Here is a 24,636-nt window from a genome sequence, read left to right on the forward strand (position 1 = left end):
GCTGTAGATCGGCAACCGCCGACTACAGGAAATCGAAGAAGTCGGCGAGTACCAGCCCATTCCTGTTGAGTTGACGAACGTCCAACGACATGACCTCTACCCGATCGTCGATGGAGTGCAAGTCAGCAAGCAAATCACGTCCGGGAATGAAATCACTTACGTCGACACCTTGATGGTTCGGGCTGAGCACCGCCACACGGATGCGTTCGGGTTCGAATGCATTGATAAAACCATCGATCGTCGTCACCGCATCCGGCATCTGTTTGAACGCGTCAGGATGTAGCGGACCTGCGAAACACCAGCGGCCGCTTGGCATCTTGCGTTCAGTCTTGATCAGAAATTGACGAAGATCCTCATTCGATTCATGCGGAGACGTCAGGCGAAGATACAGACGCCGTTCGTTGCTAATCGCGTAGTCATCCGGAAGCTTCGATTTATCCGGGATTTCGCCGTTGGTATGAAAACGGCGATCGAGAAACATCGATCGCAGAGTTGTGCTCTTGCCGAAGTGCCGCGGCGCCACAACAAATAAGGCACGCTCTAGATACATTCCCACCTTTCCCCGAATTTTATTGAATAATGAGTTGCCATCGTGCCACTTATGGTCGAGTCTGCAAGAGCGCCGCAGCAACAAAAAACGGCGCCTCGAAGGGCACCGTTTTTCACGGGCGAATACGCAGCCGTGGTGCGTACGAATCACACGGCGTGTTGGATCCACCCCTTCTTCGCGAGTACTTCGGCAGCCAGGCGAATCTGTCGCGGCGTGAACTGTCGTTTGCGATCGTTCCATCCATACACACGCTGCGTGATTTCGTCGACCGACGCCGATGGCTCATCTCTCGCGAGCCAGTGAACAGTTGCAAGCAACTCAAGGCCGTACGGCGACTCGAAGCCCTCCACCAACTCCGCAACCTTGTCGAATCGACCGCGCGTCTCGGCGGACTCAGACAGGAAGCGCGCCGCCTCATCTTCGGCGCCTGGCACAAGCGCCAGCAACTTCTCAGGATCGTCCCCGCCGTCGGCATAGCCCACGAGAAAATGCCCCTCGATCGCACTCATTACGTGGCGCAGGTTCTGAGCGTATGGACCATAGTGCGCTTTCTGGAACTGTAGGCGCAGCGGTTCGCCCGCCTCCTGCATGAAGTACATGAGCTTGTGAACCTCGAGCAGCGAGACGGTGGGGTCCAAAAGCCCCCGCAGATACCGCGAGACGAGTTCCACCAGCGCTGCGCGCCCGGCCGTCATCTTCGGCACGTCACGCTTATGCACCATCTTGTCGGACTCGGGCGCACCGTTCGGCTCGTAGACTCGCACGTCAACGTCGTCCATAGAAGCCATTGCCTGCTCAATGCGCGGCTTCACCTGGTTCCAGTCTAGGCCACCGAGCCCAGCACCGAGCGGCGGGATCGCGATCGAGCGGATGCCCTTGCGTCGGATGACCCTCTCCAGATCAACGAGGCCCGACTCGATGTCTTCCATACGGCTCTTGCCCTTCCAGTGCCGCTTCGTCGGGAAATTGATGATAAAGCGCGGATTCGTCAATCCCCCCATGTCGTAGACGAACATGCGGCCTGGTTGAACCTCTTCGGCCTTACACGCACGTGCGTACGCCGCGAAGTTCTCAGGATATGCGTTCTTGAATTGCAGCGCGATCCCACGCCCCATAATGCCGACGCAGTTCACCGTGTTGACCACCGCCTCAACGTCAGCATGAAGTATGTTTCCGCTGGTGTATCGGATCATGATCGCGTCCTTAGTAATACCAGTCATTCTTGATTTCCACTGTCGGTCGATGCCCATCATCGGGCAGCAAGTTAAGCACCTGCCGGTAGACCCGTTCCGAATGAACGCCAATCCTGCGCACCAGTCTCCAGGGAAAATGGTTTTCAACCAAGAACTCGGCTTGCTTGCCTTCCTTCAGACCGCCTCGCCAGTCGAGCGCGCGAACCGCGTCCCAGTTGATTTCTTCAAGGTCATCGAGGGAGCACCTATCCTCAAAATAATAGGAGCCAGCGTTCGAGAGCGTGAACGCCCAGCGTTTATCGTGCTCCTCAGCCCATTCTACTGCTTCATAAAGATCCGCCTCTAGGTGCACGATCGGCCCCTGCCCGCCTTTGTAAGCCAATTCATGATTCCGCATATGGATCAGAAACAGCATTACCGAGCGCGGGCAGAAATAAAACGGAACACATTCGCCAACAAACAACTCAGGGTGACTGTTCTCCAGCGTCAATTCCTCGAGGCGCCGCCGCTTGATGTCGGACATCCCAATGGTTGTTCCTTCAGCACCTTGGCGGATGACCCTGCCATCGCACCAAAGTGCTCCGCCGGCGATTATTGACGGGAGCCGGTCTACATGGACTATGTGATAAATCTTTGGATTTGCAGGAACAACCATCGTGCGTGGCACCCCAGGCCGGCGAAAGCGAGTTCATTACTGTGATTTCATCCACCCGGGAGTTTGCTTGACTTTCACTCCGAATTCCATCCCGCCGCCCGATATATTTTGAGTGACTTACGGGCAGCCGAGGGAGACGAAGCCGACCTTGGGACTTGAAGGCGTCGGCGAGGTGGTGGAACTGGTCTGCGACATAGATGAGTCCGGCGTATAGCGGTGACAGGGCGACAATGGGGACCGTGCGCAAGGGCCGCGGGAGTCGGAGGGTCATAACGCCCTGCCCCGAGAGAAAACGTCCCGCGCACGCAACCCGCCATTGTACCGCGCGCGGGGCAGCCGGCTTGCGCCGCGCGGCGATGGCCGCGCTTGCGTCACTATGCTTACGGCTGGGACCGTCGCGCCGGAACTGCAAGGCCGCAAGCCCCGACCGCTGCCTGATCCGTCGCGCCGCAATGAACCGCTACTTCTTCTCCGGCTCCGGATTCGTTTGCGGATTCGTTTGCGGAGTCGTTTGGGGACTAGCCTGCGGATTGGCGGCAGGCGCCGCAGCGTTCGCACCACCCGGCACATTCACCGCGCCGCCCGGCGTGAACGGGAATGTCGCGAACATCGACTTGGCCTGGTTCTGCATCTGCTCCTGCATCTGCACGAACATGTTCTTCGACTGCTCGATGTAGCTGGTCATCATGCCCTGCATCATCGGCGCCTGCATGTTCATGAACTGGGACCAGACCTCGGGGTTCATCGTCTTGCCTTCGTACAGGTTCTTCGACTGATCGGCGAGCTTCGCCTGGATGTCGATGAAAGCCTGGATGTTCTTTTCCAGATACGTGCCCATCATGCCCTGCATCGCATGGCCGTAGAAACGGATGATCTGCGACAGCATCGACGACGAGAACATCGGCAAGCCGCCGCTCTCTTCCTCGAGAATAATCTGGAGCAGGATCGCGCGCGTCAGGTCCTCGTTGCTCTTGGCATCGATGACCTTGAAATCCTCCTGGTCCAGCACGAGCTGTTTGACGTCCGTCAGCGTGATGTACGTGCTTGTCTCGGTATCGTAGAGCCGACGATTCGGATATTTCTTGATCAGTCGTTCGGCTGTTTTCTTTGTAGTAGTAGTCATGTAACGCCTTTGAGCGCAAGTAGAGCGCGAGCGGCGTCATGCCGGTTGCGCAATCGGGCCATTGCGCAACCGGGACGCCGCCGGAACCATCCGAGCCAAACGCGCTGCCTTGTGAGCGGCGCGCCTGTAACTCAGCCCATATGCAAACCGCCGTTGAGCGAAAAATCCGCGCCCGTGGAAAAACCGGATTCTTCCGACGCGAGCCACGCCACGATCGAGCCGATTTCGTCCGGCCGGCCGAGGCGGCGCACCGGAATCGTCGCGACGATCTTTTCCAGCACGTCAGGGCGGATCGACTTGACCATGTCGGTACCAATGTAGCCCGGCGACACAGTGTTGACCGTCACGCCCTTGGTGGCCACTTCCTGCGCGAGCGACATCGTGAAGCCGTGAATACCGGCCTTCGCGGTCGAGTAGTTGGTCTGACCGAACTGGCCCTTCTGCCCATTCACCGACGAAATGTTAATGATGCGGCCCCAGCCCCGCTCGACCATGCCGTCGATCACCTGCTTCGTGACGTTGAAGAGACTGGTCAGGTTGGTGTCGATCACCGCGGTCCAGTCTTCGTGCGTCATCTTGCGGAACACGACGTCGCGCGTAATGCCAGCATTGTTCACCAGCACGTCGATCTCGCCGACTTCGGCCTTGACCTTCTCGAACGCGAGCTTGGTCGACTCCCAGTCGCCGACATTACCTTCGGACGCGACGAAGTCAAAGCCGAGAGCCTTCTGTTCCTCGAGCCACTTCACGCGGCGCGGCGAATTCGGGCCGCAACCCGCGATGACCCTATAGCCCTCTTTGTGCAGCCGCTGGCAAATGCTCGTGCCGATGCCGCCCATCCCGCCCGTTACGTACGCAATTCGCTGTGTCATAAACTAGACTCCATTATCGTTGTCGAGGCGCCGACCGGCTGCCCCGATCGGCTACCTCTACCCTCGCCTGATGCTTTATCCACGCTGCCGCCGGGCGACCGGCCGGCAAGGCCGCTGCTGACCTCGCACCGCCTGTTGCCAGGCGGCGCGCGGCAACACTTTCTTCGACGCCTGGCGGCGTCTCGCGCGCGATTAATCCGCGCGCTCATCGTCAAACGCGCTCGAGTGCCAGCGCGACACCCATGCCGCCGCCGATGCACAGCGAAGCCAAACCCTTCTTCGCATCGCGCTTCTGCATTTCGTACAGCAGCGTGACGAGAATCCGGCAGCCGGATGCGCCGATCGGGTGGCCGATTGCAATCGCGCCGCCGTTCACGTTGACCTTCGACGTGTCCCAGCCCATCTGCTTGTGCACGGCCAGCGCCTGCGCGGCGAATGCTTCGTTGATCTCCATCAGGTCGAGATCGGCCGGGCTCCAGCCCGCGCGTTCAAGACAGCGGCGCGAAGCCGGCACCGGCCCCATACCCATGACCTTCGGATCGACGCCCGCGTTCGCGTAAGCCTTGATGCGCGCGAGCGGCGTCAAGCCGAGCGCTTCCGCTTTCTTCGCGGACATGACCAGCACTGCCGCCGCACCGTCGTTCAGACCGGACGCGTTGGCCGCCGTCACCGTGCCTTCCTTCGAGAAAGCCGGCTTCAGCCCGGCCAGCGATTCAGCGGTCACGCCGTGACGCACGAACTCGTCGGTGGCGAAACGCACCGGGTCGCCCTTGCGTTGCGGGATGTCAACCGGCACGATTTCGTCGTCGAAGCGACCCGCCTTCTGCGCGGCCTCAGCCTTGTTCTGCGACAGCGCCGCGAACGCGTCCTGCTGTTCGCGCGTGATGTCGAATTCCTTGGCGACGTTTTCCGCGGTCACGCCCATGTGGTACTGGTTGTATACGTCCCACAAGCCGTCGACGATCATCGAGTCGACCAGCTTCGCGTCGCCCATGCGGAAACCGTCGCGCGAGCCCGGCAGCACGTGCGGCGCCGCGCTCATGTTTTCCTGACCGCCGGCGATCACGATGTCCGCGTCGCCCGCGATGATCGCGTTGGCCGCGAGCATCACCGCTTTCAGGCCCGAACCGCATACCTTGTTGATCGTCATGCCGGGCACCGCCGACGGCAGCCCTGCCTTGATCAACGACTGGCGCGCCGGATTCTGGCCCGAGCCCGCCGTCAGTACCTGGCCCAGAATCACCTCGCTCACCTGCTCCGGCTTCAGGCCGGCGCGTTCGAGCACCGCGCGAATCACCGTCGCGCCGAGTTCGGGCGCGGCAATCTTCGCCAGCGACCCACCAAATTTACCTACTGCCGTACGGGCGGCCGATACGATCACAACATCAGTCATTTCCATATCCTCCGGGCACATCGGCTTGTTACGCCGCAGCCCGTCACGTTAAAAATCTCGTTGTTCGTCAAATCGCTAGCTCGTCTACCTTCTTGCGTTCGCTTTCAAGCAAACGCACCTCTTACTCGCGTTGCCGCACGTAGCGCCCCGGGGCCGGCTCGATGACCGGAAATTCCTCGGAGCCGGCCGCAGCGCGCGGCTTCACTTTCTTGCCGCCGTATTGATCGAGCCACGTGGTCCATTCGGGCCACCAGCTTCCAGGCACTTCCTTCGCGTCGCTGAACCATTCGTCCGGGCTTTCCGGCAACATCCTGGCGTCGCCTTCGAGCGTCCAGTAACTGCGCTTCTTTTTCGCGGGCGGATTGATCACACCGGCGATATGACCGGACGCGCCGAGCACGAACTTCAACGGCCCGGTGAGCAGCGGCGCCGACGCATAGGCGGTTTGCCACGGCACGATATGGTCTTCGCGCGAACCGTAGATGAAGGTAGGCACGTCGATCTTCGACAGGTCGACCGGTTCGCCGCACGTGGTCAATGCCCCGGGCTCGCGCAGACGGTTTTCCAGGTACGTGTTGCGCAGATACCAGACGTACATCGGACCCGGCAGGCTCGTGGAGTCGCTGTTCCAGTACAGAAGGTCGAACGGCACCGGCGTGCGCCCTTTGAGGTAGTTGTCGACGACGTAGTTCCACACCAGATCGTTAGGGCGCAGGAACGAAAACGTGTTGGCGAATTCGATGCCGCGCATCAGTCCCGGCGGCGCACCGTTCTTGCCGCCGATGGTCTGTTCGCGCATCTGCACATGCGCCTCGTCGACGAAAATGTCGAGCACGCCCGTGTCGGAGAAGTCGAGCATCGCCGTGAGCAGCGTCATCGACGCAGCCGGATGTTCGCCGCGCGCCGCCGCAACCGCGAGCGCGGTGGCGAGCAGCGTGCCGCCGACGCAGAAGCCGAGCGTGTTGATCTGCTCGCGGCCGCTGATCTTGCTCACCGTTTCTATCGCGGTGAGCACGCCTTCGCCGACGTAGTCGTCCCAGGTTTTATGCGCGATCGATGCGTCCGCGTTGCGCCATGAAATCAGGAACACCTGGTGTCCCGAATCGAGTGCATGCGCAACGAGTGAGTTTTCGGGCTGCAGATCGAGAATGTAGTACTTGTTGATGCATGGCGGCACGATCAGCAGCGGACGCTCGCGCACGGTGGCCGTGCGCGGCTTGTACTGAATCAACTGCATCAGGTCGTTTTCGAATACGATCGAGCCTTCGGTGGTCGCCAGATTTTCGCCGACCACGAAACGCGATTCATCCGTCTGCGAAATCTTGCCGCGCTGCATGTCGGCAAGCAGGTTCATCACGCCTTGCCGCAAGCTTTCGCCGTGGCTCTCGAGCAAGGTCTTTTGCGCCTCGGGATTCAACGCAAAGAAGTTGCTCGGCGAGGCGGCCGCCGTCCATTGCTGGATAGCGAAACGGATGCGCTCGCGCACCTTCGGTTCGGTCTCGAGCGCATCGACCATTTCCTGCAGATAGCGCGCGTTCAGCAGATACCATGCGGCGGTGAATGCGTAGGCCGGCGTGGAACTCCATGCGTCCGAGCTGAAGCGGCGGTCCTTGATTTCAGGCGCCTTCGGTGCCGAACCGCTCACCTGCTGGATCAGCGCCATGACTTCTCGCGAGTAGTCGGCTTGCAGTTTCTGCAGACGCTCCGCCGGGATCGCCGCGGCCGGTATGTTCAACGCGGTGAGGGACGGCATGGCGGGCATCCCGCCCGCCATCAGTTTGCTGAAGTCGGGCATACCTGGAAAGCCAGGGAAGGACGGCATCTGCGGCAGGCTCCAGGGCGGGGTGCCTTGGGTTGGAGGAACCTGCGGCATAGCGAAAGGCATGCCGTTGCCGTCGGGCGCGGTGCCCAGCGAACGCCATGCATTCGTCCATGCGTCGAATAATTGCTGCATGCCCGCGGCCGGTGTAGCGCCGCTGGTATCGGCCTGCTGCGAATGCTCCTTCGAGGAGTCTTTGCTGGGGGAAGCTGAGGAGTGAGAAGCTGCCATACCTGCTTTTGACCGGTGAGTCCTTGCGGACGGTTGAGAGGCAGGTTCTTGCGCACGTGGGCGATCGCTCGCGCCCTCGTCACGCCCTGTCCCATGTACGAGGAGCTGTGAGGAACATTCTTGCTCCCCATCGCAAGGCATGTCAATGCTTGTTCCCGATTTTGCCGCAGTGCGATAGTTTTTTAATTATCGTTTTCCCTGTATCGCTGCCCGTCCTTTTCGGACATATGTCAATCGCATGGCGGATAAGGAAAAAAGCGCGCGTATTGAGGCGCTTTATTCACATTTATGTATTTCCAGGGAATGCACAGGCGCAGCGGATTAATCAGCGCGCATGGCTTCCGGCGGCGCAGCAAAATGGCTGGCTGCGCGTCGGAAGTAATCCGCATACGCAGGTTCGTAACTAGGCGGCGCGCGACGCATCGGAGCTATCGCCGCACGTCATCGCAGCAACCCGTCGCCGCGCCTGATCATCAGGTCCATCGCCAATCGCGAGATCAATCGCCGAGCGTCTGCGCCTGATCGTCGAGCCAGATGAGCGCGGCCATCCGGCCGGTCTCATGATCTCGGCGGTACGAATAGAAGCGGTCGCGTTGCGTGACCGTGCACAGATCGCCCCCAACAATTCGCGTCACGCCTAGCCGCTGCAAGCGCAGGCGGGCCAGCGCCGGAAGGTCGGCGAGATATTTGCCTTTGTTTCGCGGATGCTCAACGAACGCGCTGGCCGTGGCATCGCGTTGCGCGACGTCCAGGCCGTCCATGAAGGCATCCCGCACATCCGCACCGACCTCGAAGGAGTCCGGTCCGATGCACGGGCCCAGGTAAGCATGCAGCGCGCCCGCTTCCACGCCGGCAAGTTCGGCGACTCGCCCGGCCGTCCGTTCGACGATGCCCGCAGCGAGCCCGCGCCAACCCGCGTGCGCCGCGCCCACCGCGCGCCCTGCTTCGTCGCAGAACAGCACGGGCATGCAATCGGCCACCATCACGACGCAGGCGACGCCGGCTCGATCGGTGACGCTCGCGTCGGCTTGCGTGGGCGCGCCGCTCGCGTGCATTTGTGCAAGCGCATCTTCCGCACGCACGATGCCGGCGCCGTGGACCTGATTAAGCCACGCGGCCCCGCTCACGCCGGTGAGGTTCAATAGCCGCGCGCGATTGGCAGCGACCGCGGCCGGATCGTCACCGGACTTCATCCCGAGATTCAGGCCGCCGGGCTGGTCCGTGCCGTCGCTCCAGCGGCCGAACGGCGGCTGGCTCACGCCGCCGTCGCGCGTGGTGACGAGCGCACGCACGCGCGGCGACACGTTCCATGCAGGTTGCACAACGTCGGCAAAGCTCAGTTCCGGCAAGTTCATGCGTGATCGTCCTCATCGTCCTCTGGATGGTCGCCGGCTGCGTCCTGTTCGTCGTGCTCGTCGATGTCCTCTTCGAGCGATGCGTCGTAGCCGTCTTCTTCATAGTACGTCTCATCGAACTCGCCCGCATCGTCGCGGCCAAGACCGAGCGCCGCCGACAACGCTTCAATGTCTTGCGGCACGTCGGCACGCCATTGCATCGTGCGGCCGGTTTTCGGATGAATCAGACCGAGACGCCATGCATGCAGCGCCTGACGCGCGAACTCGCCCGGCAGCGGCGTGACCGACCGCTTGCCGCGCGCGCGCCCATACACCGGATCGCCCAGCAGCGGATGCCCGATGTGCGCGCAATGCACGCGAATCTGATGCGTACGGCCGGTTTCCAGATCGCAATGGATCGCAGTGACCGGCTGCCGCTGCCAGATCGCCGTATCGACGCGCCGGAAATGCGTGCGCGCCGGTTTGCCCGACGCGCCCGTCACCACCGCCATGCGCGTGCGTTCGCGGGGATCGCGGCCGATCGGCGCGTCGATCGTGCCTTCTTCCGGCATGTTGCCCCACACGAGCGCGAGGTAGCGGCGCTTCACCGTGCGCGCCTGCAACTGGCGCACGAGATCGGTCTGCGCTTCGAGCGTGCGCGCGACCACCATCAGCCCGGACGTCTCCTTGTCGAGCCGATGCACGATGCCCGCGCGCGGCAATCCCGCAGCCGCATCGCCATAGCGGTACAGCAGACCGTTCAGCACCGTGCCGCTCCAGTTGCCGGCCGCCGGATGCACGACCATGCCTGCCGGCTTGTTGATGACCACGAGGGTGTCGTCCTCATAGACGATTTCGAGCGGCACCGGCTCCGGCGTGAATGCGAGCTGCTCGGGCAGCAGATCCGGCACGAGTTCGATGGTCGCGCCGAGCGGCACCGGCTGGCGGATCTTTGCGGGCTTACCGTCGATGCGCACGCGCTCCGCCTCGATCCAGCTTTGCATACGGTTGCGGGAGAACTCGGGGAACAGGCGAGCGATCACTTTGTCGAGGCGTTCGCCTGCCAGTTCGTCGGGTACGGCGACGCTGCGCGGCGTTTCGTCCGTGACACGGTTCGCCACGGTCGGCACCGTGCTTGCCGCACGGGCTGCGCCGAGCGCGTCGGCGCCGAGGTCGTCGTCGAGCGAATCGACGCCCAACGCGTCGGACGGGTCAGCGCTTACGCTATAATCTTCGTTGCTATTCCGGGCACCGGTTGCAGCGCCTGGAGTATTTGAGCGGGTCATTGAGTCTGGGTCACCTGGACGTAAAGCTAGACTGGAAAATGCGAGCCTTGAACACCATCACTAAAGCGGCGATCAATTTGAAGGCCATCAAGAAGGCGGCCCGGAAAGTGGCCGGATACATTGCGTGTGCCGCAGCCGTCGCGGTTGTTGCGGCTTGCCACGGCCTGCCGGAAAAGACCGACGAAACGGCAACGTGGAACAACAACAAATTATATACGGAGGCGAACGACGCCTTGAGCGGCGGAGATTTCGGCAAGTGCGCGAAATACTTCGAAATGCTCGAGGGCCGTGATCCGTTCGGCCACTTCGCGCAGCAGGCGCAGATCAACGTCGCGTACTGCAACTGGAAAGACAATGAAGCCGCAGCCGCCGACCAGGCTATCGACCGCTTCATCCAGCTGCACCCGGATCACCCGGACATCGCCTACGCGTATTACCTGAAGGGCATGATCCACTTCAACGACGACCTGGGTCTCTTCGGCCGCTTCTCCGGCCAGGACATGAGCGAGCGCGATCCGAAGTCGCTGCGCGAATCGTACGACGCGTTCAAGGTCGTCGTCGACCGTTATCCGAACAGCAAGTATGCGCCGGACGCCGCGCAACGCATGCGTTATATCGTGAACGCGCTGGCGTCACACGAAGTCCACGCGGCGGATTACTACTACCGCCGTGGCGCTTATGTCGCCGCGATCAACCGCGCGCAACTCGCGTTGAAGGAATACAAGAACGCACCGGCTATTGAAGACGCACTGCACATCATGATGCTGTCGTATGAGAAGCTGAACCAGCCGCAACTCGCCGACGACACGAAGCGCGTACTGGCCGGCACCTTCCCCGACAGCCCGTACGTCACGGGCCGTGCAAGGCCGGGTAAGGAAAAATCCTGGTGGCAGTTCTGAGCCGCGCGGCGCACTGAAAAATCGGCTTCAAGTGAAAACGCCACGACTTCGGTCGTGGCGTTTTGCTTTGTGCGTTCAGCTTTTGCGCTTATGCGTTTGTGCCTCGGTCAGTCCCGTTCGAACAACGCAATCGACTCCACATGCGACGTATGCGGGAACATGTTGACGACGCCCGCGCCCACCAGCCGGTAGCCTGCGTCGTGCACGAGCACGCCGGCGTCGCGGGCAAGCGTCGACGGATTGCACGACACGTAGACAATGCGCCTGGGCAGCGGCCCATTGCCGCTCTGAGCGATCTCCACCAGCGCCTTCGCGACTGCCAGCGCCCCTTCGCGCGGCGGGTCGACCAGGAACTTGTCGAAGTGGCCGAGCGCGCGGATGTCGTCGGCGGTGACTTCAAACAGATTGCGGCAGGCGAACGACGTATGTCCCGCCACGCCGTTCAACTCGGCGTTGGCGAGCGCGCGCGAAGTCAGCACTTCGCTGCCTTCGATACCCACCACTTCCTTCGCGATGCGCGCGAGCGGCAGCGTGAAGTTACCGATCCCGCAGAACAGATCGAGCACGCGGTCCGTGCGCGCTGGCGCCAGCAACCGCAGCGCGCGGCTCACGAGCACACGGTTGATCGCGTGATTGACTTGCGTGAAATCGGTCGGCTTGAACGGCATCCGGATGTCGTATTCCGGCAGCGTGTAGTCGAGCTGCTCGTCGAGCGGATACAGCGGCGCGACCGTGTCCGGGCCGCCGGGCTGGAGCCAGAACTGCACGTTGTGCTGGTCGGCGAACTCGCGCAGCACCTGCTCGTCGGCAGCATTCAGCGGTTCGAGGTTGCGCATCACCAGCGCCGTCACCGACGACCCGACGGCCAGTTCGAGCTGCGGCATGCGATCATAGATGGACAGCTTGCGCACCATGAAGCGCAGCGGCATCAGCATTGCCGACACATGCGGCGGCAGCACTTCGCAGGTTTTCATGTCCGCGATGTAGCTGCTCTTCTTCTCGTGAAAGCCGATGCGCATGCCGCCCTTTTCCGGCAGGAAACGCACCGCAAGGCGCGCGCGATAGCGATAACCCCATGCTGGTCCGTCAATCGGACGGAACACCGTTTCGGGGCGCAGCTTCGCCAGATGCTGAAGGTTGTCCTCGAGCACGCGCTGCTTCACCGCGACCTGAGCGCGAATATCGAGATGCTGCATCGAACAGCCGCCGCAAGTGTCGAAGTACGCGCACTTCGGCTTGGTGCGCATCACGCTTTCGCGCAACACCTGGACGACTTCGGCCTGCTCGAATTTAGGCTTGCTGCGATGTGTCGAGTAGCTCACGCGCTCGCCGGGCAGCGCGCCTTCGACGAAAATCACCTTGCCGGGCGTGCCGTCCTCGCTCTCGATGCGGCCGACGCCGCGCGCTTCCATATCGAGCGAAACGATTTCGATGACCGGCTCATTGCCGGTAATGACGAGCGCCGGAGCGGGAGCGGGCGCCCTCTGGCGCTTCGGCTGGCGCTTATGCGAGCGATGATTAGGGGCAGTTCGGGACACCTGCAACTTCCTGACAAACTTGGGGAAAGGCGAGATTGTAGACGAAGCGGCGGGCGACGAAACCCTGGGAAACGAAACGCCAGGCTTGCCGATTCACGCCATTCTCGGTCGGCGTTGACCAAGCCGACGCTACGAACGTCGCGCTCCGCCGCTCCCCTACTGACACTATTGATCGAAAGCCGCGAGATACTCCGCCCATTGCGGTGCCGTTTCGAGCGCCAGCGCGTTCTTCACCAGATTGATCTCGTCAGCATACTCCGCGGCGGAGAACGCGCCGCGAATCAACTGAAAGCGGCAATAGAGCAGATACGTATTGACGACGTCGGTTTCGCAGTAGTTGCGGATTTCCTCGATGCGCCCTTCCTGATACGCATGCCATACCTGGCTGCCATCCATGCCCATCTTGCCGGGAAAGCCGCACATCTTCGCGAGCGCGTCGAGCGGCGCGTTGGCGCGCGCCTGGTACATGGCGAGCACGTCCATCAGATCCGTGTGACGCGCGTGATAGCGGCTGATGTAGTTATTCCACTTGAACTCGCGGTCGTCCTCGCCGAGATCCCAGAACCGGTAAGCGGGAATCCCGTTGACGAGCGCGCGATAGCTCAGCACCGGCAAGTCAAAGCCGCCGCCGTTCCACGACACGAGCTGCGGCGTGTATTTTTCGATCACGCGATAAAACGACTGCACGAGCGCCGCTTCGCCGTCTTCGAGCGTGCCGAGCGAGCGTACGCGAAAGCCGTTGTTGTCGCGGAACACGCAAGAAATCGCGGCGATCCGCTGCAGATGATGCGGCAGAAAATCGCTGCCAGTTTTCTCACGGCGAGCGGCAAAGGCGTGCTCCGCTACTTCGGCGTCGCTCATCGTGGCGGGTAAATCTTCAAGGCGGCGGATGCCGGCGACATCGGGAATCGTCTCGATGTCGAAAACAAGAATCGGTGTCATCAGGTTAGAGAACGGCGTCCTTCCGAACGCCGTTGGAGGCGAAGAAGCGCTTTAACCGCACTAGCGCTTCCTGTTGGATCTGGCGCACACGCTCGCGCGTGAGGCCCATTTCATCGGCCAGCTCTTCGAGCGTGGCGGGTTCGATATGGTTCAGACCGAAGCGGCGTTCGATCACGTGCCGATGCTTGTCCGACAAACGCGCAAGCCAAGCGCGCGTAAGCGTTTCCAGTTCGCGATGCTGAACCTCCGCGTCCGGCGACTGACTCTGGTCGTCGGACAACAAGTCGAGCAGGCTGCTGGCCGGATCGAGGTCGAGCGGCGCATCGAGCGACGCCGTGTGCTCGTTCAGCGCGAGAATGTCGGTGACTTCGTCCGTGGTCTTGCCGGTCAGATAAGCGATGTCGTCAATGCTCGCGTCGCGGCGTTCGGCCGCTTCGCCGGAATTCATCGAATTCTTTTCCAGATGGCGCTTCGCGCGCAGCACCTGATTGAGCTCGCGAATCACGTGCACCGGCAGGCGCACGGTGCGCGCCTGGTTCATGATCGCGCGCTCGATGCTCTGGCGAATCCACCAGGTCGCATAAGTGGAAAACCGGAAGCCGCGCGTGGGATCGAATTTCTCGATGGCGTGCATCAGGCCGAGGTTGCCCTCTTCGATCAGATCCAGCAGCGGCACGCCGCGGTTCAGGTAACCTTTAGCGATGCTGACGACAAGCCGCAGATTGCGCTCGATCATCACCTGCCGCGCTTCGAACTCGCCCGCCTTCGCGAGACGCGAGTACTTCTGCTCTTCCTCGACAGTGAGGAGCGGCTTCACGCTGATGCGGTTGAGGTAATGCTGGATCGTGTCGGCCGTCAGCTCGGCTTGCAGCAGCGCGCGGAAATCGTCGGCGTCCGGCACGACTTCGGCCGCGCCTCCACGTGCGTCGCCACCTTCTTCCGCACTCTGGCGGTCGTCGAGCTCGCGCTCCTCGGCGATCTCGTCTTCCGCTTCCGACGCGCCGCTGTCGTCCACCGAAGCGGACGGGGCATCGCTGATCGTTTCAGATTCGGCTTGCGGCAGGCGGCGCTTCGGTTTCGGCATGGTCGTATCGCTTATTGCGGCGGCAAATACTTCAGTGGGTCGACAGGTTTACCCTGCCGGCGAACTTCGAAATGCAACATCACACGGTCGGAATCGCTGTTACCCATCTCAGCAATTTTCTGGCCTTTCGTTACGGCGTCCCCCTCTTTTACCATCAAAGAGCGGTTGTGTGCATACGCGGTGAGATAAGTTGCGTCATGCTTGATGATAATGAGATTGCCGTAACCACGCAGCCCATTTCCGGCATAAACGACGCGGCCATCTGCGGAAGCTTTCACGGCCTCGCCCGAGGCACCGCCGATATTGACGCCTTTGTTTGTCGAATCGTTAAAGGTACCTAGCAGCGGGCCGCGCACGGGCCAGGAGAAGTTCACATTGCCCGATGCGCCTGCGCTCGAATCGCTTGCTGCGCTCGCACTCGACGGCGGCGTGAGCGCTGCGTTATTCGCAGTCGAGCCGTAGATCGGCGGCGCCGCGACGCCGGCTGCCGCGCCCGTGGACGGCGACGTGCTGCTGAGCGGCGCGGTTTGCACAGCACCATTGCTGCCGAGCGGCGCGGTCGAGACGCCCGGCGTCAACGCGGCGGTGTTCGCGCCCGGCGGCGCGACGCGCAGCAATTGATCGACTTCGATCTGATTCGGGTTCGTGAGATTGTTCCACGCCGAAATGTCGCGATAGTTCTGGCCGTTCTCGAGCGCGATCCGATACAGCGTGTCGCCCGGCTTCACGCGATAGTAGCCAGGCGGCGGCGGTCCGAGCGGCACAGCGGGTTGCTGCCCAGCTTGCGCGGCTTGCGTGCCGAGCAGGCTGCCACCTGAGCGGTCGACGACCGGCGCCTGATCGAGCCGTGATGCGCAGGCCGTCATCAACAGGGACAAGGCGAGCACGCACACGCTACGCTGGGTTACGGTCATGGGGACATTGAGGCTGGTTCTTTGCATCGCGCGCAACATACTCATCGGTGTCAAATCACTCCGGATTTTAAGGGTACAAAGAAAACGCGATCAAGCCGCGACTCGCGCCACTGCGCCGGACCAAGACGCTCGACTAGTGTCAGCACCTGGCTCTGGCCTTCCTGCGAGCCGACCGGCGCGACCAGGCGGCCGCCGATCGCGAGTTGTTCAAGTAATGCTTGCGGTACGTCAAGGCCCGCGGCGGCGATCAGGATCGCATCGAACGGCGCCGCCGACGGCAGACCCAAACGTCCGTCGCCATAGTGAAGCCGGATATTCGGAATTCGCAGCGGACGCAAGTTTGTCTTCGCGCGCTCGGACAACGGCTTGATGCGTTCGATCGAATAGACCTCGCGCGCGACCTGACTCAAGACCGCGGCCTGGTAGCCGCAGCCGGTGCCGATTTCGAGCACGTTGTTCAACGCGCGGCCCGCCGCGGCCAGTTCGATCATTCGCGCGACCACCGAGGGCTTCGAGATAGTCTGGTGATGACCGATCGGCAGCGCCGCATCTTCATAGGCCTGCACTGCGAGGCCGGGGTCGACGAACATATGGCGCGGCACGACCGACATCGCGTTCAACACGCGCTGGTCGGTGACGCCGTTCGCACGCAGGCGTTCGACCATCCGTTCGCGAACGCGTTCCGACGTCAACGCCATCGCGCCGTTCAAAGCGACATTCGGTGCTGCGCTGCGCTCATTCGACCGGCTTGCGGGTTTCGCCGACGACGCCGACTGCGGCGCGGATTTATCGACCGTTCTCGCCGGCGTTGAAGTCCGCGTCGAAGGCGGCGCTGCAGTTGGCACTGACGTTGATGCTGACGTTGACGTTTTCTGCGGCGACACTGGACGCGCACTCGCGCTCTGCACCACGGGCCGCGCTGGCGCCTTCGCAGCCGGCGCCGCGAGCGGCTTGGGCGGCGCGATGATCTGCGGCTTTGCTTGTGCATTGGCGGACACCTTTGCCAACGTCTGCGTCTGTGCGCTACCCTGCTTCGCCGGCGTCTTACCTGGCGAGCCAGGCTTTAGATTTTTCGCCGGCTGCTGACGCGCATTCAGCGCGGCATTCGCCGCAAGCGCGGCCGCGCGCACTTCGCCCGGACGGCCTTCGGGCCGGCGCGGTTCGCGCACCAGATCCTCGAGGCCGAGCGGGAAGCGCTTCGCGCGCTCGCTCGTCATGAAGCGCTGCTGCCCGCACGCGCCCAGTCGCGCGCCGCCGGCAGCATTTGCGTGTGAGTCAGATCGAGTTGCAGCGGCGTGATCGACACATGGCCGTTCGCGACCGCGTGGAAATCCGTGCCTTCGCTCGCATCGCGCGCGCTGCCCGACGGCCCGATCCAGTAGATCGGCTCACCGCGCGGATTGGTCTGGCGGATCACCGGCTGCGACGGATGCCGCTTGCCAAGACGGGTGATGTGCCAACCGCCGAGTTGCTCATACGGCAGGTTCGGAATATTGACGTTCAAAAGCGGATGCCCCGGCAGCGGATTCGCGAGGTAATGCGCGACGATCTCCGCCGCGACGCGGACTGCGTCGTCGAGATGTACCCAGTCTTTGTCGACGAGCGAGAATGCAATGGCCGGCACGCCGAACATGATGCCTTCGGTCGCGGCCGCGACGGTGCCTGAATAGAGCGTGTCCTCGCCCATGTTCTGACCGTTGTTGATGCCCGACACGACGAGATCCGGCGTGTGGTCGAGCATGCCCGTCAGCGCGATGTGCACCGAGTCGGTGGGCGTGCCGTTCACGTAGTAGAAACCATTGGCCGAGCGCAGGACCGAAAGCGGCCGCGACAACGTCAAGGAATTCGACGCGCCGCTGCAGTTCTGTTCGGGCGCCATCACAGTCACATCCGCGAGCGGCTTGAGCGCTTCATAAAGCGCGGCAAGGCCGGGCGCCAGATAACCGTCGTCGTTGCTGAGTAGGATTCGCATGCGGCGATTGTAACCGAGGAAAGAAGACGCGCGAACGACACGGCAGGCGTCGCACGCCGACCTCGCGAAGCGCATGCGCCGGCCTCCCCGTGCACGCCGCAGACATGCGCTCGAACGCGAGGCGCGCAGTCAGCGAATCCGGGAAACGTACGGTCGTGCGGATGCTTTACACTCGAAGCGATTGCGAACCCTTGATCGAATGGAGACACGATGCGCGCGATTCGCTGTAATCAATACGGGCCGCCGGAAAGCCTCACCGTCGAAAACCTGCCGGACCTGGAGCCGCCACCCGGGCATGTCGTGATCGACGTGAAGGCCGCCTCCGTCAACTTTCCCGATGTGCTGATCATCGAGAACAAGTACCAGTTCAAACCACCGCTGCCGTTTACGCCCGGCTCCGAGGTCGCGGGCGTCGTGCGCGCGGTCGGCGCCGACGTGACGCAGTTCAGGCCCGGCTCGCGCGTGGTGGCGTTCACCGGTTCGGGCGGCTTCGCGGAGCAGGCGCTCGCGCCCGCCTCGGCATGCGTGCCGCTCGCGGAGAGCATCGACCTGGAACTCGCCGCAGCCTTCACGCTCGCGTACGGCACGTCGCATCACGCGGTGGTCGATCGCGGCGCGCTGCAAGCCGGCGAAACGATGCTCGTGCTGGGCGCGGCGGGCGGTGTCGGACTCGCAGCCGTCGAGATCGGCAAGGCACTCGGCGCGCGCGTGATCGCGGCGGCGTCGAGCGATGAAAAGCTCGCTATATGCGTCGAGCATGGCGCGGACGCGACGATCAACTACAGCACCGACGACCTGCGTGAGCGCATCAAGGCGCTCACCCACGGCCAGGGTCCGGACGTGATCTACGATCCGGTCGGCGGCGTGTATACAGAGCCGGCGTTTCGCAGCATCGGCTGGCGGGGGCGTTATCTGGTGGTCGGCTTTGCAAACGGCGAGATTCCGAAGCTGCCTCTCAATCTGACGCTGCTCAAAGGCGCGAGTGTGGTCGGCGTGTTCTGGGGAGATTTCGCGAAGCGCGAGGCCGAGCGCAATCACGCCGCCTTTCAGCAGATGACCGGCTGGATCGGCGAAGGCAAACTCAAACCGTACGTGTCGGCGCGCTATCCGCTGGAACAAACGGGGCGCGCGCTGCGAGACATGGCGGAGCGGCGTGTGATCGGGAAGGTGGTGATTACGCCTTAAGTCGCGGTGCCGGGTCGAAGGCTGATCGATACCTGGCCGATGCTTGACTCAGCCCCTGCAAAGCAAAACAGCGTGCGGTTCTTCAAATCGCACGCTGTTTTTGTCGAACTCCGCATTTGCGATGCCTACAGCTTTTCGGTATCGCCGGTCTTGGGCTGCCACTTCATCAGATGCCGCTCGCCCATGCCGACGATCGCATCAAGAACGAGCGCGAACGCGGTCAACACCAGAATACCGGCGAACACGGTATTGATATCGAACGTGCCTTCGGCTTGCAGAATCAGATAGCCGACGCCGCGCGCCGAACCGAGATACTCGCCCACCACCGAGCCCACGAACGCGAGGCCCACCGACGTATGCAAGCTCGAAAACACCCAGCTCATCGCGCTCGGCAAGTAGACGAAACGCAGCAGTTGCTTGCCGTTCGCGCCGAGCATGCGCGCGTTGGCGAGCACGACCGGGCTCACTTCCTTCACGCCCTGATAGACGTTGAAGAACACGATAAAGAACACCAGTGTGACGCCCAACGCCACCTTCGACCAGATGCCGAGACCGAACCACACGCCGAAGATCGGCGCGAGAATCACGCGCGGCATCGAGTTCGCGGCCTTGATATACGGATCGAATAGCGCGCTCGCGAGCGGCGACAGCGCGAGCCATAAACCAACGCCGAGTCCGAGCGCGGTGCCGAGCGCGAACGCGAGCACGGTCTCGAGCAGGGTGATCCACAGGTGCAGATAAATCTCGCCGCTCGTGAACCACTCCCAGATCCGCTGCAGCACTTTCTGCGGCTCGCCGAAGAAGAAGGCGGCCTTGTTGGGGTCGTCGAAATAGAACGCCGGCAGCAGCGTCGGGCTCGTCAGCACGTACCAGAGCACGAAGCACAGCACGAGCAGCAGCCATTGCCAGATCACCAGATTCGCCCGGTTCGGGCGCAACGTCTTCCACATGACTCGGTTTGCCTTGGACGATTGATAGACGTAAAACTCGACGCGCTCAGATAGCCGTCAGACAGCGGTGAGTTGCTGCTGATAACCTTTAAGCACTTCGTCGCGCAGCACGCTCCAGATCTGCGCGTGCAACTCGACAAAGCGCGGATGCGAGCGAATTTCCGCGACGTCGCGCGGACGCGGCAAGTCGATCGTGAATTCGCCCATGGGATGCGTGCCTGGCCCCGCCGACAGAACGACTACGCGGTCGGACATCGCGATCGCCTCGTCGAGGTCGTGTGTGATGAAGAGCACCGCCTTGCGTTTGGCTGCCCACAGGTCGAGCAACTCGTTTTCCATCAGCTGACGCGTCTGGATATCGAGCGCAGAAAACGGCTCGTCCATCAGGATGATGTCCGGATCGAGGATCAGCGTCTGCGCCATTGCGACGCGCTTGCGCATACCGCCCGACAATTGATGCGGATAGCGGTCGCCGAAACCGCCGAGGCCCACGCGCTTGAGCCACTCGTCCGCTTTGTCGCGCGCCTCGGCCGGCGGCACGCCGTGAAACGCGAGGCCTGCGAGCACGTTGTCGATCGCCGAGCGCCACGGCATCAGCGCATCGGCCTGGAACATATAGCCCGCGCGCCGGTTGATGCCGTTCAGCGGCTCGCCGAACACGCTGACCGTGCCCGAGGACGGCCCGAGCAAACCGGCGCCGACGTTCAGCAACGTGGACTTACCGCAACCGGTCGGCCCAACCACCGAGACGAACTCGCCTGGCGCGATCCGCAACGTGGTGTCCTTGACCGCCGTATAGCGCTGCGCGCGGTTGTCGCGCGCGGCGAACGTGCAAGTGATGTTTTCGAGCGCCAGGGCTGCAACGGTCATCGTTCGGCTCGCTTCGTGGATCGGTTCGGGAATGTGACGCCACGCGGCGAGCGCGGCGTGACGTGGTGGTAACGTTCAGGCCTTGACGGTGCTCAACGCTTTCCTGACGAAGTCGTTCGTCCACGTCTTCGACACGTCGATCGGCTTGCCCTGCACTGCCGGATCGAACGCCTGCAACGTCTTGAGCGACGTCGCGGGACCGTCGGTGGGCATCAGGCCATCGGGCGACATCGCTTCCTTCACGTGCTGCCATGCGTCCAGATACACCGCGCGATCGCCTAGCAAGTAGCCTTCCGGCACTGTGTTGATAAGCTCGGCGCCGGTCGCTGTCTGCAGCCACTTGAGCGCACGCACCATCGCATTGGTCAGCGCCTGCGTAGTGTTCGGATTCTTCGTGACGAAGCTTTGCGATGCATACAGGCACCCTGCCGGCATGTCGCCGCCGAACACATTGCGCGTATCGGCAAGCGTGCGCGTGTCGGAGACGATGCGAATCTCGCCCGTGCGCTCCAGCTTGGTCATCACTGGATCGAGATTGGCGAGCGCGTCGATCTGCCCGGATTGCAGCGCCGCGATTGCACCGGCGCCCGCGCCGACGCCGATGAACGCGACGTCTTTCGCGGTCAGCCCGCCTTTTGCCAGCACGAAGCTCGCCATAATCGCCGTCGATGAACCCGGCGCCGTCACGCCGATTTTCTTGCCCTTCAGATCGGCAATCGACTTGTAGTTCGGCATGGTCTTCTTCGACACCGCGAGCACGATCTGCGGCGCGCGTCCCTGCAACACGAATTCGCGGAACGACTGCTTCTGCGCCTGCAGCAGCAATGTGTGTTCGAACGCGCCGGACACGACATCGGCACTGCCGCCCACCGCCGCCTTCAACGCTTGCGAGCCGCCGGCGAAGTCGGAGATCTCGACGTCGAGCCCTTCGTCCTGGAAGTAATTGCGACGCTCGGCAATCGTGAGCGGCAAGTAGTAAAAGAGGTTCTTTCCGCCGACAGCGATGGCCACCTTCGTGGTTTCAGGTTTGCCCTGCGCGAAAGCGAGCGGCGTGGCCGTCAGCGTGGCGCCCGCAAGCGCGGCGGTACCGGCGAGGAAGCTTCTGCGATGCATGTTTGTTGTCTCCGGGGCTCTTGCAAACTCTGGTCTTGCGATATTTTTCTTCGGCCGCGATGGGCGTTGCTACATATGTTGCTCACATACGTTGCTCACATACCTTGCTCAAATACGGTGACCCCTATGCGCGGCTCAAGCATGTTGCTCACACGATTTGTTGCGCATGCAACCTTGCGATGTGGTCTGCATCATAACCTAGCGATTGCAGGACTTCATCCGTATGTTCACCCAGTTCGGGACCGAGCCAGCGCGTCTCGCCGGGCGTTTCGGAGAGCTTCGGCGTGACGGCCGGCAGCGTGATCTCGCGGCCGTCCTGCCACTTGAAGCGCTGGATCATCTGACGCGCCATGTACTGCGGATCCGTGAACATGTCGGCCACGCTGTAGATGCGGCCCACGGGCACGTCGGCGGCATTGAGCACTGCGAGCGCTTCGTCGATGGTACGCGTGGCGAGCCACGCCGCAATCGCGCCGTCGATTTCCTGGGTGCGCGGCACGCGGCCGTCGTTGTGCGCGAGACCAGGATCGTTTGCGAGATCTTCACGTTCGATCGCGATCATCAGACGCTTGAAGATCGGATCGCTATTGCCGCCGATCACGATGCTGCCGTCAAGACACGGATAGGTATTCGACGGCACGATGCCCGGCAGCGACGCGCCGGTGCGCTCGCGCACCATGCCGTACACGCCGTATTCGGGCACCACGCTTTCCATCATGTTGAAGACGGCCTCGTACAGCGCGACGTCGACCACCTGCCCCTTGCCGCCGTTCACCTGCTTGTGATGGAGCGCCATCAGCGCGCCGATCACACCGTGCAACGCCGCGATCGAATCGCCGATCGAGATGCCGATGCGCGGCGGCGGCAAATCCGGATAGCCGGTGATATGGCGCAAGCCGCCCATCGACTCCGCAATCGCGCCGAAGCCCGGCCGGTCGCGATACGGTCCGGTCTGGCCATAGCCCGACAGACGCACCATCACGAGCCCGGGATTTTCCGCCGACAGCACGTCATAACCGAGCCCCAGTTTCTCGAGCAAACCGGGCCGGAAATTCTCGACGACGATATCCGCTTCCCGCGCGAGACGCCGCACGATCTCCTTCCCCTCCTCGGCCTTCAGATTGATCGTGACGGATTTCTTGTTGCGCGCCTGCACGGCCCACCACAGCGACGTGCCGCCGACTTCCGGATAAAGCTTGCGCCATTTGCGCAGCGGATCGCCGCCTTTCGGGTCTTCGATCTTGATGACGTCCGCGCCGAACTCACCGAGAAAGCGGGCGGCGAACGGCCCCGCGATGAGCGTGCCGAGTTCCAGCACTTTCACGCCGGCAAGCGGGCCGGACCGAGTTTGCGGCGCGTCGTTCGCCTGGGTTGTGCGTGCTTCGGGAGTTGCGCTCATAGTCTCCTTTGTTCTGTTCGTGCGTCGACGCGGCGCTCTCGCTGCCCGGAATGCGCCGCGTTACATCGAGCGGCGGTCGAGCATCGCCCGGGCGATCGTGCCGGCGTCGACATATTCCAGTTCGCCGCCCACCGGCACGCCGCGAGCGAGGCGCGTGACGGCAAGGCCGCGCGCCTTCAGCGTCTGTCCGAGGTAATGCGCGGTGGCCTCGCCTTCGTTGGTGAAATTGGTTGCCAGCACGACTTCCTTCACGATGCCGTCCGACGCGCGCTTGACCAGCCGGTCGAAATGTATCTCCTTCGGACCGATGCCATCGAGCGGACTCAGACGGCCCATCAGCACGAAGTAGAGCCCGCGGTACGTCATTGTCTGTTCGAGCATGATCTGGTCGGCGGGCGTTTCGACGACGCACAGCAACGTGGGATCGCGTTCGGAGTCGAGGCACACTTCGCAGATCTGCGCTTCGGTGAAGGTGTTGCACTTCTCGCAGTGCTGCAGATGCTCGGTCGCGAACAGCAACGCGCGGCCGAGCTTTTCAGCGCCGTCGCGGTCGTGCTGCATCAGGTGGTACGCCATGCGTTGCGCGGACTTCGGCCCAACTCCCGGCAGCGCGCGCAGCGCTTCGACGAGCGCCGACAGGGCGGAAGGTTGTTTCATGCTTGTTTCACGCTGGTTTCACGCTCATCGGCGTCGAAGTGGGTGATGCCAGGGCAGGCGCATCGGCGATGCGGTTGCTGGCGCATCAGGTTCCATCCGGCTACGCCGGCCTGCGGACCGACCGCGCAGGCGCGGGTTGCGTCGGCAAAAACCGCTACCCAGCAAAACGTGGGCCGAACGGCGCGAGCCGCGCTACGGTTGCGCGGCGCCGGACGGCCGGCTCGAATGTGAGTTCGGCGCCTGCAACCCGCGCCCGTCACGCGACACCTGGAATTCATTCCGCGCTAGCGACCGTCTCGCGCCCGCTCCGCTTGCAGCGTCGCTCAGAACGGCAGTTTGAAGCCCGGCGGCAGCGGCAGGCCCGAAGTCATACCGCCCATCTTTTCCTGGGCAGTGGCTTCGGCCTTGCGTACGGCGTCGTTGAACGCAGCGGCGACGAGGTCTTCCAGCATGTCCTTGTCGTCGGCGAGCAGGCTCGGGTCGATCGATACGCGGCGCACGTCGTTCTTGCAAGTCATCGTCACCTTCACGAGACCGGCACCCGACTGCCCCTCGACTTCGATCTGCGCGAGTTGCTCCTGCATCTTCTTCATGTTTTCCTGCATCTGCTGGGCTTGTTTCATCAGCCCGGCGAGTTGACCTTTCATCATGGAAATG

24 protein-coding genes are annotated in these 24,636 nt (G+C 62.5%); 3 read left to right on the plus strand and 21 right to left on the minus strand.

Features of this window, described 5'->3' with window-relative positions:
- Positions 1-22: 22 nt before the first annotated feature.
- From C0Z16_RS20925 to phaC, 7 genes are all read right to left on the minus strand, one after another.
- A complete protein-coding gene (locus C0Z16_RS20925) occupies positions 23-550 on the minus strand; it encodes a hypothetical protein (RefSeq protein WP_102634013.1) in 528 nt (175 codons plus the stop codon).
- Between the two features lie 146 nt (positions 551-696).
- On the minus strand, positions 697-1,803 hold the full coding sequence (darG, locus tag C0Z16_RS20930; protein WP_244201293.1) for a type II toxin-antitoxin system antitoxin DNA ADP-ribosyl glycohydrolase DarG: 1,107 nt from the start codon (positions 1,801-1,803) through the stop codon (positions 697-699).
- Entirely contained in the window at positions 1,754-2,398 is a 645-nt protein-coding gene (gene darT / locus C0Z16_RS20935) for a type II toxin-antitoxin system toxin DNA ADP-ribosyl transferase DarT (RefSeq protein WP_102634014.1), read from the minus strand. The genes darG and darT overlap by 50 nt, the downstream gene beginning before the upstream one ends.
- 460 nt (positions 2,399-2,858) lie before the next feature.
- Positions 2,859-3,521 carry a polyhydroxyalkanoate synthesis repressor PhaR gene (phaR, locus tag C0Z16_RS20940; protein WP_102634015.1) on the minus strand — a complete coding sequence of 221 codons (663 nt, stop codon included), beginning with the start codon at positions 3,519-3,521 and terminating at the stop codon, positions 2,859-2,861.
- A gap of 131 nt (positions 3,522-3,652) precedes the next feature.
- Entirely contained in the window at positions 3,653-4,393 is a 741-nt protein-coding gene (locus C0Z16_RS20945) for a 3-ketoacyl-ACP reductase (RefSeq protein WP_102634016.1), read from the minus strand.
- Between the two features lie 211 nt (positions 4,394-4,604).
- Positions 4,605-5,786: an acetyl-CoA C-acetyltransferase gene (locus C0Z16_RS20950; protein WP_102634142.1), complete on the minus strand. Its 1,182-nt coding sequence runs from the start codon at positions 5,784-5,786 to the stop codon at positions 4,605-4,607.
- A gap of 121 nt (positions 5,787-5,907) precedes the next feature.
- The gene (phaC, locus tag C0Z16_RS20955) at positions 5,908-7,740 is read right to left on the minus strand and encodes a class I poly(R)-hydroxyalkanoic acid synthase (RefSeq protein WP_102634017.1); all 1,833 of its coding nucleotides are present in this window, start codon (positions 7,738-7,740) and stop codon (positions 5,908-5,910) included.
- A 245-nt stretch (positions 7,741-7,985) separates the two neighbouring features.
- On the opposite strand from phaC, the gene C0Z16_RS37455 reads away from it, so the two are divergent.
- The gene (locus C0Z16_RS37455) at positions 7,986-8,243 is read left to right on the plus strand and encodes a hypothetical protein (protein WP_146014330.1); all 258 of its coding nucleotides are present in this window, start codon (positions 7,986-7,988) and stop codon (positions 8,241-8,243) included.
- Positions 8,244-8,333: 90 nt separating this feature from the next.
- Here C0Z16_RS37455 and pgeF read toward each other — a convergent pair whose 3' ends face one another.
- Both pgeF and C0Z16_RS20965 read right to left on the minus strand, forming a co-directional pair.
- Positions 8,334-9,191 carry a peptidoglycan editing factor PgeF gene (gene pgeF, locus C0Z16_RS20960; protein WP_102634018.1) on the minus strand — a complete coding sequence of 286 codons (858 nt, stop codon included), beginning with the start codon at positions 9,189-9,191 and terminating at the stop codon, positions 8,334-8,336.
- Positions 9,188-10,456: an RluA family pseudouridine synthase gene (locus C0Z16_RS20965; protein ID WP_102634019.1), complete on the minus strand. Its 1,269-nt coding sequence runs from the start codon at positions 10,454-10,456 to the stop codon at positions 9,188-9,190. Before C0Z16_RS20965 ends, pgeF begins: the two co-directional genes overlap by 4 nt.
- A gap of 38 nt (positions 10,457-10,494) precedes the next feature.
- On the opposite strand from C0Z16_RS20965, the gene C0Z16_RS20970 reads away from it, so the two are divergent.
- Positions 10,495-11,355 carry an outer membrane protein assembly factor BamD gene (locus C0Z16_RS20970; RefSeq protein WP_102634020.1) on the plus strand — a complete coding sequence of 287 codons (861 nt, stop codon included), beginning with the start codon at positions 10,495-10,497 and terminating at the stop codon, positions 11,353-11,355.
- Between the two features lie 107 nt (positions 11,356-11,462).
- Here the strand turns inward: C0Z16_RS20970 and rlmD are convergent, their stop codons facing one another.
- The 6 genes from rlmD to surE form a co-directional block, all read right to left on the minus strand.
- Positions 11,463-12,893 carry a 23S rRNA (uracil(1939)-C(5))-methyltransferase RlmD gene (rlmD, locus tag C0Z16_RS20975; protein WP_102634021.1) on the minus strand — a complete coding sequence of 477 codons (1,431 nt, stop codon included), beginning with the start codon at positions 12,891-12,893 and terminating at the stop codon, positions 11,463-11,465.
- Between the two features lie 165 nt (positions 12,894-13,058).
- Complete coding sequence (locus C0Z16_RS20980) at positions 13,059-13,835, minus strand: 3'-5' exonuclease (protein WP_102634022.1); 777 nt, start codon at positions 13,833-13,835, stop codon at positions 13,059-13,061.
- Between the two features lie 4 nt (positions 13,836-13,839).
- Positions 13,840-14,919, minus strand: coding sequence for an RNA polymerase sigma factor RpoS (gene rpoS, locus C0Z16_RS20985; RefSeq protein WP_102634023.1), 1,080 nt, complete (start codon positions 14,917-14,919; stop codon positions 13,840-13,842).
- 11 nt (positions 14,920-14,930) lie between these two features.
- Positions 14,931-15,878: a peptidoglycan DD-metalloendopeptidase family protein gene (locus tag C0Z16_RS20990; RefSeq protein WP_102634024.1), complete on the minus strand. Its 948-nt coding sequence runs from the start codon at positions 15,876-15,878 to the stop codon at positions 14,931-14,933.
- A gap of 5 nt (positions 15,879-15,883) precedes the next feature.
- Positions 15,884-17,050: a protein-L-isoaspartate(D-aspartate) O-methyltransferase gene (locus C0Z16_RS20995; protein WP_102634025.1), complete on the minus strand. Its 1,167-nt coding sequence runs from the start codon at positions 17,048-17,050 to the stop codon at positions 15,884-15,886.
- Positions 17,047-17,805: a 5'/3'-nucleotidase SurE gene (surE, locus tag C0Z16_RS21000; RefSeq protein WP_102634143.1), complete on the minus strand. Its 759-nt coding sequence runs from the start codon at positions 17,803-17,805 to the stop codon at positions 17,047-17,049. The genes C0Z16_RS20995 and surE overlap by 4 nt, the downstream gene beginning before the upstream one ends.
- A 210-nt stretch (positions 17,806-18,015) precedes the next feature.
- Between surE and C0Z16_RS21005 the strand changes: the two genes are divergently transcribed.
- Positions 18,016-18,990 carry an NADPH:quinone oxidoreductase family protein gene (locus tag C0Z16_RS21005; RefSeq protein ID WP_102634026.1) on the plus strand — a complete coding sequence of 325 codons (975 nt, stop codon included), beginning with the start codon at positions 18,016-18,018 and terminating at the stop codon, positions 18,988-18,990.
- A gap of 125 nt (positions 18,991-19,115) precedes the next feature.
- Here the strand turns inward: C0Z16_RS21005 and C0Z16_RS21010 are convergent, their stop codons facing one another.
- The 6 genes from C0Z16_RS21010 to C0Z16_RS21035 all read right to left on the minus strand — a co-directional run bounded on the left by C0Z16_RS21010 (position 19,116) and on the right by C0Z16_RS21035 (position 24,629).
- Complete coding sequence (locus C0Z16_RS21010) at positions 19,116-19,940, minus strand: ABC transporter permease (protein ID WP_102634027.1); 825 nt, start codon at positions 19,938-19,940, stop codon at positions 19,116-19,118.
- 57 nt (positions 19,941-19,997) lie between these two features.
- A complete protein-coding gene (locus C0Z16_RS21015; RefSeq protein ID WP_102634028.1) occupies positions 19,998-20,810 on the minus strand; it encodes an ABC transporter ATP-binding protein in 813 nt (270 codons plus the stop codon).
- Between the two features lie 75 nt (positions 20,811-20,885).
- Positions 20,886-21,923, minus strand: a complete 1,038-nt coding sequence (locus tag C0Z16_RS21020; protein WP_102634029.1) for an ABC transporter substrate-binding protein — start codon at positions 21,921-21,923, stop codon at positions 20,886-20,888.
- 148 nt (positions 21,924-22,071) lie between these two features.
- The gene (locus C0Z16_RS21025) at positions 22,072-23,322 is read right to left on the minus strand and encodes a CaiB/BaiF CoA transferase family protein (RefSeq protein WP_102634030.1); all 1,251 of its coding nucleotides are present in this window, start codon (positions 23,320-23,322) and stop codon (positions 22,072-22,074) included.
- Between the two features lie 60 nt (positions 23,323-23,382).
- A complete protein-coding gene (recR, locus tag C0Z16_RS21030; RefSeq protein WP_102634031.1) occupies positions 23,383-23,979 on the minus strand; it encodes a recombination mediator RecR in 597 nt (198 codons plus the stop codon).
- Between the two features lie 323 nt (positions 23,980-24,302).
- On the minus strand, positions 24,303-24,629 hold the full coding sequence (locus C0Z16_RS21035) for a YbaB/EbfC family nucleoid-associated protein (protein WP_006048866.1): 327 nt from the start codon (positions 24,627-24,629) through the stop codon (positions 24,303-24,305).
- Positions 24,630-24,636 lie beyond the last annotated feature (7 nt).

Origin of the sequence: Paraburkholderia rhynchosiae, from assembly GCF_002879865.1 — a bacterium.
Taxonomy (GTDB): Bacteria; Pseudomonadota; Gammaproteobacteria; order Burkholderiales; family Burkholderiaceae; genus Paraburkholderia; species Paraburkholderia rhynchosiae.